Source organism: Methylobacterium sp. (assembly GCF_019745455.1).
Classification (GTDB): domain Bacteria; phylum Pseudomonadota; class Alphaproteobacteria; order Rhizobiales; family Beijerinckiaceae; genus Methylobacterium.
In genome coordinates, this window is sequence record NZ_JAIETD010000087.1 from 20,936 (window position 1) to 27,955 (window position 7,020).

4 protein-coding genes are annotated in these 7,020 nt (G+C 59.2%); all 4 read left to right on the forward strand.

Annotated elements, in window-relative coordinates; genetic code table 11:
• The first annotated feature begins 776 nt into the window (after window positions 1–776).
• Entirely contained in the window at window positions 777–2,930 is a 2,154-nt protein-coding gene (locus tag K2Y56_RS17620; RefSeq protein WP_292510379.1) for an AAA family ATPase, read from the forward strand.
• On the forward strand, window positions 2,930–3,166 hold the full coding sequence (locus K2Y56_RS17625; protein WP_292510382.1) for a hypothetical protein: 237 nt from the start codon (window positions 2,930–2,932) through the stop codon (window positions 3,164–3,166). Before K2Y56_RS17620 ends, K2Y56_RS17625 begins: the two co-directional genes overlap by 1 nt.
• Before the next feature lie 171 nt (window positions 3,167–3,337).
• The gene (locus tag K2Y56_RS17630; protein WP_292510385.1) at window positions 3,338–3,694 is read left to right on the forward strand and encodes a hypothetical protein; all 357 of its coding nucleotides are present in this window, start codon (window positions 3,338–3,340) and stop codon (window positions 3,692–3,694) included.
• 678 nt (window positions 3,695–4,372) lie between these two features.
• Window positions 4,373–4,675: a hypothetical protein gene (locus tag K2Y56_RS17635; RefSeq protein WP_292510388.1), complete on the forward strand. Its 303-nt coding sequence runs from the start codon at window positions 4,373–4,375 to the stop codon at window positions 4,673–4,675.
• The last annotated feature ends 2,345 nt before the right edge of the window (window positions 4,676–7,020 follow it).

A 7,020-nucleotide genomic window follows, 5' to 3' on the forward strand; every position in this document is an offset into this window, starting at 1 on the left:
CGAGAGCAGCGGTTCGGCGCGAGCTGGACCAATGTCAGCTCATGGCGCGAAGCCAACCCATCGGCGTGCAAACTCGTGACTGCGAACCTACCCATGCTCCTTCTGATCGCTCATCGGACTTCTGCGGCGCAGCACCAGCTTACCGGATAACCGGGAGATCTCGCCGGCGCGGTTAACTTCGTTAAGGCATCTCTGGTGGTCCGCTGGGACCTCAATTAACCCGACCGCGCGCGATGCCGCCCCACGCCGGAAGCCGCCGTTCTGACTGCGAACGAAGTACCGTCTATGCTCGACGCGGACGGCCATATTTCTGTTGTGCTCGCCATACGTCAGGAACTTGCAAAAACGTTTGTCTTCTTCCACCGATTACGAAGACTTTCTTGGGAGCACCGCCGCCTTACCCCCGCTGTGAAAGAGTAACTCGGCATTACGCGCCTAAAACGACTATAGAGTACGAGACGCTGTGCTTGCGGATGCCCCTCTTCAAGCCGCGCGACCTGCCGATCAACGGACAACGGCGCCGATCCACGCGGCCACAGGTTAAGCCTTAATCAGCCTCAGCGAGGATCGCGCAGAGAGACCGTGAATGGAGAGCATGGGCGCTTGTATTTGTTCACGATATGTTCTATGCTCCTTTATCGCCTATGAAGCAGGCGATCTCCTGAAGCCGACGCCTGCCGAAAGCTCTGACTCAGTCGAGCCAGCCGCGTCGCCGCATCCAATCCAGCAATCACGCTGACGGCCGGCGCCGCTGCCCGGTCGCGGGAGATCATGCCATGGTTTCGATTCCAACGACTTCGTCTGATCGGCATCCGAGCGCCGAACCGTCCGATTCGCTCGCACGTGCCTTCCTGCGGACCCTCGCGCAGAACGAACGCAAAAACCTCAGGGTCGTCGACCGGGAGTTCGGGCTCGACCCAGACTGCGATGGAAACATCGACGATCCTGTAGAGCTCATCCTCGCCAAGACGGAAGGTGAGAGGAAGACCGAGCATGTACCCATCCCTGCGGATCTGGCTGCCGTGGCCGTGCTCGTCGCGCGCGCCATCGAGGCGGAAGACGGTCTGGTTCGTCGTCTGCGACGCGAGGCTCCGGTTGTTGTCATCACCACCCATCTGCCCGATCTCGTCGAGCCGGTGCGGGACGTCCTCGAAAGATGCGCCTTCCGACCCGGTGTTCGAGCAATGGATCTGACCGGCAACAGAGCTGTCGTTCTGGGATCGAAGCAGGGCGGCCTGCTCGTCCGCGACGGCTCCCACAAAGATCACAGACCGGAAATCGGCAATCTCATGGTGGTCTCGGCCCTCTATGCTCGGGTTCCCATTGTCGGCGTCGCCCCTGATCCGAAGCGCCAGCTGCCGCGAGATCTCCTGCGCGCTGCTGAGCATTGCATCTTGCTCCCGGTCCTAGATCAGAGCGGGCTCGACCTCGTCATCGAAGCGGTCACTGGTGGAATCCCTACGCGGCGGATCGATCCTGATCTCGTGCGTACCATCGAAATCTCCGATCTACCGATAGCACTCCGGGGAGCTGCCTCGCCGGACAATTGTTTGGACGCCGTTGCGAGGGTCATGGCCGCCAAGGCTGACTACCTCCAGACGGGCGTGACGCTGGAAGAGCTCGACGGTTACGGCGCCGCGAAGGATTGGGGGCTGGCTCTTGCGTGCGATTTGCAGGCCTACCGCACAGGTGGTTTGATCTGGGATGCCATAGACAACCGAGGGTTGCTTTTATCGGGTCCGCCCGGTGTTGGCAAAACAAGCTTCGCACGTGCGTTGGCAAAGTCCGCACGCGTTCCACTTGTAGCAACATCCGTCGCGGAGTGGTGCACATCGGACTATCTCTCCGGCACCTTGCAGGCAATCCGCAGGGTGTTTGCGCAAGCCCGGGCGCAGGCGCCCTGCATCCTATTTATCGACGAGCTCGACGGCATCTCCGACCGCGCGCAGATCCGTGGCGAGAACGTCCAATACTGGACGCAGATAGTGAACCTGTTCCTCGAATTGCTTGCGGGTGTCGAGGAACGGCCCGGCGTAATAGTCGTCGCAGCCTCGAACCATCCCGACAGGATCGACCCGGCCGTTAAGAGGGCAGGGCGCCTGGATCGCGAGATCGTCATCGAGAAGCCAGACACGGCAAGCCTGGCCAAGATCTTCCGTCATCATCTCGGAGCAGACGCCCTCGCCGGCGATTCTCTGCTGCCACTCGCACTTGCCGCACGTGGCAGAACGGGTGCCGATGTCGAGGCGTACGTGCGCCGCGCCCGTGGCGCAGCGCGTCGTGCCGGGCGCCAGATCGAGCTCGACGATGTCCTGGTGGAGATCCGTCAGGGTCGGAATGAAATGTCCAGGGAAGAGCGCCTGCGCGCTGCCATTCACGAGGCAGGGCATGCGATCGTGAGCCGGGTGCTCGGTCGGGTCATGATCGTTGACCTGTCGCTTCATGACGAGGGCGGGGAAGCCCAATTCGCGCAACTGCCGAATGGCTCCGCAACGCTCCCGGAGATCGAAGCGGTACTCGCGGTGCTGCTGGCCGGACGCGCAGCCGAGGAAATCGAGCTCGGCGCAGCCTCGATCGGAAGCTGCCTAGGACCAAGCTCCGATCTCGCCAGGGCGACCGAGATCGCGCGTCGCATCGATCTGCAGTTCGGTTACGGCAAACTGGGGCTATTCCACGTCGACCCCGCCGAGCGTCAATTCTTCCTCGCAGAGGACATCGTCGCTTCGATGGCAGATCGGCTGAGGCAGGCGTATGAGCGAGCCCGCGCAATATTGAGAACGCATTCGATCACGTTACGGGCGATTGCTTTGGAACTTGCGGAGGTCGGCTACCTCTCCGCACGAGACCTCGATCGGATCATACTGGCTCAAGCCACCCAGGCGCAATTAGACGAGATGTCCATACCGTCGCTTGGAACGGAGGAAGTCTGATGTTCGCGCTTAGTCCCGAAGAACCCGATGTCGGCGACCTGCAGCCCCTGGCCGAGGCCATCGACGATCTTTGCAACATTCTCGACGGCGACCGGGAGGCCGTCATCGAGGGCTTGACCGAGATCCTGCGGCGTCGGATCGAGTTCGAAGGGTTTAGACAGCAAATGGACCGACGGCAGGAACCACCTGCCCGGTCGGGTGCTCGCTTCCAACTTGGTTCGCGCCGCGTTTGCTAAAACAGGCCGGAGTTCGCCCACTCCGGTCGGGGCGAAGCCGCCGGCTCAACAGCGACCTTTTGAGCTGGCACCTCCTGATGACAAGCGCCGACAAAGGAACGATGCTCCCTTGTACAGGACGAGGCAGGCCTTCCGTCAGCCGAGGATCGGATCCCAAACAAAGGATCAATTGTGGTTGAAAAACCGCAAAGCTCCATCCTACCGATGTCTGCGGCCGAGTTTCGTGCGCGGCTGCGGGAACTCGGCCGCACGCAAGTTGGCTTCGCGCAGGAGATCGGCAGTTCGCACCGCAGCGTGAACCGCTGGTCCAGCGAAGGGCCGCCGCCCGAGGTGGCATACCTCTTGGACCTGTTGGCAACCCTCGAATTGCATGTCGGGGCACCTCCGGCGGCGATGGCCCGGGAAGCGCTGGACCATCCAGTCCGGGTCGAGCTCGATCGTCTTCTGGCATGGGCTACGACGCTCGGACGCAGGACGGAGACCCTTGATGATGTCCGCACTTGGCTGGCCGAAGTAGCAGATAGATAAATAGGGACAGACAGGACCCTAGCAATCAGAGATAGATTCGGCTCTAAAATCTACTTGAAGCAGCATTAATACAGTTTTCCTCAGCGAATCTGCCTTCTATTACCGTTATCCACAGATGTCGCACTGAAACAGCCACTTGAATTACGCCAATTTGGCGATACGATCTTGTTATAGTAATTACGCAAGATCGCTTATGTTCTGCGGCCAACTACGACGGCCATCAGCACCAAACTAGATCACAAGTATGACCATGTCTAAAATATAGCCGACCTCGCGCAACGCTGCGGTGCCGGCCTTTACGAGCGCGCGGAGCCGAACATTATGCTTGTATCAACACGAGGGGAAGGATCTGCGAGATCTAAATCTTGGGTGCAAAAGCCAGGCTTCAGCTCTTGCAAGACCCAAGCTCCCATCATCTATGGCCAACGCTGGCATCGCGACATGCTCGTACAGCTCACGCTCGATGCCGCCGTACGGCAAATCACAGCAGGTCCAGGCTCTGCCTCGACTGAAATCCTCGACCTCCTTGTGGAGACAGGGGCGGGCGTCGCCCGCCTGCTTGCGATCCGAGATGAGTTTGTCGACCCAGTCGAACCTGAGGACCAGACCTGTATTCGACTTCGCCGATCCATGGTCCTCAAAGAACCTAGGTTGAGCAATGCGAGGTTGATATGGTCGATGCGGAAAAAGATCGTGCCGCCGGCTGATAGATTAAGAATTCTGATGCGTCTGCAAGCTGCGCAAGCCGCAGGGTTGCCGATCTCGGCACTTATTCCGTGCGTCGCCGCAGCATCCATCGAGGCCGTGGACGCGATTCTGTCGCTCGCATGCGAAGGCCTGCTCTCTCTGGATATCGACATTCCGTTGGTTCCGGAGACGATAGTTCGTATTCGCCCCGCGCCAAATGGACCGGACGGATCGGACGCATCTCGCTCTCACAGCTTAAATCCCGAGACGCGTTTTGCCGAGCAGCCGAAATAAATCCGCGCAACCTCGAAGAACAATGAAGGAATGATCTTTAATCATCGCGCATTGAGTACTTGTCGAACGGACTTGAACGAGTGCGCCTGAGGGGAAAATGAGCACAACCAGCACGAGAGCCGTCTCGTCGCGGTTCCTCGTCGAGGGTTCGCGACGTCGTCGCCGACAAAGGAACAGGCATTGTAAAACCCGAATTCTGTGGCCTCATTTCATTGCTTCGTTTATCATTTTCACTCCTTCTATTGAAGGAATGAAAGAGTCTTGAGGTACCACTAAAGCAAAAATACCACACACAACGGCCCGACAAGTTTAATTATCAACTTTAGGTGTTTTCAAGGGCCGGCAGCGCTACTGAAAACCGTCGCATTTCTACTTGCACTCAAACAGATCTTTTATTTGCTCGAGCAAAGAGCGCCTTCTTCAGGAAGAGAACTGGGCGCATGACTTGCTAGAACCATTCCTTCCCGGTAGCATCCGTCGTCGAAGCGGTGACGCGAGAGCCTCCTGGGTCGGAGGTGACCGCTGGCCTCAAACCGCGGTCTCTCAATGGAGAGTGATCACCATGTCACGAAACAAGACCGGCCCACCGACAACGCAAGAAGCACGCGATCCACTGGACCACGTGCTTCCCGAATTGCAGTAGGATCAAAAGCGGGCGCCTGCAAAACTCTCGCTCAGACCCAGACCTCGAACCTCATCCGGCTGGCCGGACGCGCTTGCGTTCGCTCTGCGTAGACACTTTTGCCAGATTCGGCGGTGTCGCGCAATGAGCGCTCGTTGATGCGCCATGCCCGATGGATTGGTTCGGCCTTACGAGGAGAACCTCCATGAAATCATCGAATACACCTTTCCCGCGGAGAAGGGGGGCAAACCAGCGAGAAAGACGGCTTGTCCAGACGAGAGCCTGTCGGGCGCCCTGGATCTACAGGATCGTCAACGATGCCGCTGAGCAGTGCCATAGGTCTGCTCCGTACCTCCAGCTGACGCCGCTGAGAGTCGAGGCCACCTACAGGTGTTGCGACCACGGAAAAGCGTTGGGATGCGAGCTCAGTCGTATCCCAGTCTCTGACACTCTTCGGCGGGTGATCTGCAAGGCCGTGCAATCGGCGAGACAGATACAAGGTTCACAGCACGCGTCGTCCCGGCGCCGTTCAATCAACGTAGTCATCCGACGTATGCTCGTCCGGCTCATGCGCCCGCAACTCAGCACGAGCTTCGTTCACCTGTCGACCGGCCGTCACACCACCGGTGGCGTGATCGTGGCTGCGGTCACTGTTTCCGAGCCAGTCGAAACGGCGATTATGCCCCGACGTCGTGCACGAACTACGACATTCGCGCCGGGATCACTCGGGTCTGCCTGGCCAACCAAAAGTGTCACAGAAATCGTTGATCCCAGTCAGGCCCTTTTTCTCCAAGGACCACGGTTCGAAAAGTTTTTGGCACGCTTTGGAATTGGTTGGAGTTCCGCATACAGAAGTCTGTCGTACGGATGGCGACCGCCCCATACATCCAAACCTGCGACCCTGGCTGGAAGCGAAAAACGGCCTCTTCGATACTGCCGCGAAATTGGTTTCCGCAGTTTAGAGGCAGTTCGCAGATCAAGAACCTTCCTCCTTTGGACCGGATGGGCGCTTACCTCCAGACCGCTTGTAGGAGAGTGTTGCAGGACCCGTCTTGAAGCCGCGGGCGATCTGCAACCCCTTACCGACAACGTGGCCGGGCCCTTTATCCGGGTCGACTGACCAGTCTGCCGCTGGTTGGCCGCTAGCTCGCCCACCTCGCGGCAACGTCCTCGATGATCGCTGACGGTAGATCCCCGCCCGGTCTCTACGTCGAGCCCCCTGCGGCCGAAGAATCGCGGTCATTCTCCTAAGACAGTCGCCCTAGGAAATTCCGATGAGTAAGAATCTCTTGATGTTAGGAATACATCCTCAGCTTGTATGTAGCACGGCGTTCGGACCGGCACCCACATCCGCCGCGTCGATTGGGCGTGCACAGATACATGCCGTGTCTGTTGGGGGCGAAAACGAAGAGTTCGAAGCCTTCCTATGCGACATGCTAGACCGACGTCCGCCAGCTTCCAAAGCGCCGACGCATCGACGTCCTCAGCATCGGCACTGGCCAGCACCCGAACGCCCGATCCCAATGCACAGTGCCGTCATCTTGTCTCGACGGCCCGAGCTGGCGGACGTTTTCCCCGAGGCAGTCGAAAAGGCGGAAGGACGCTCGCCTCGCACCGCGGGCAGCGGCCTTCAGAATCGGCTTCCGTGCGGATTCCGACGGAAGCCGGCCACCCATTCCGACGCGAAGCCGGCCAGCGTTCCGATTTGATGTCGGCCACCATT

What these genes read in the sequence shown, in the direction of transcription:
- K2Y56_RS17620 (WP_292510379.1), top strand. Translation starts at nt 777, where the DNA reads ATGGTTTCGATTCCAACGACTTCGTCTGATCGGCATCCGAGCGCCGAA.
- K2Y56_RS17625 (WP_292510382.1), top strand. Translation starts at nt 2,930, where the DNA reads ATGTTCGCGCTTAGTCCCGAAGAACCCGATGTCGGCGACCTGCAGCCC.
- K2Y56_RS17635 (WP_292510388.1), top strand. Translation starts at nt 4,373, where the DNA reads ATGCGGAAAAAGATCGTGCCGCCGGCTGATAGATTAAGAATTCTGATG.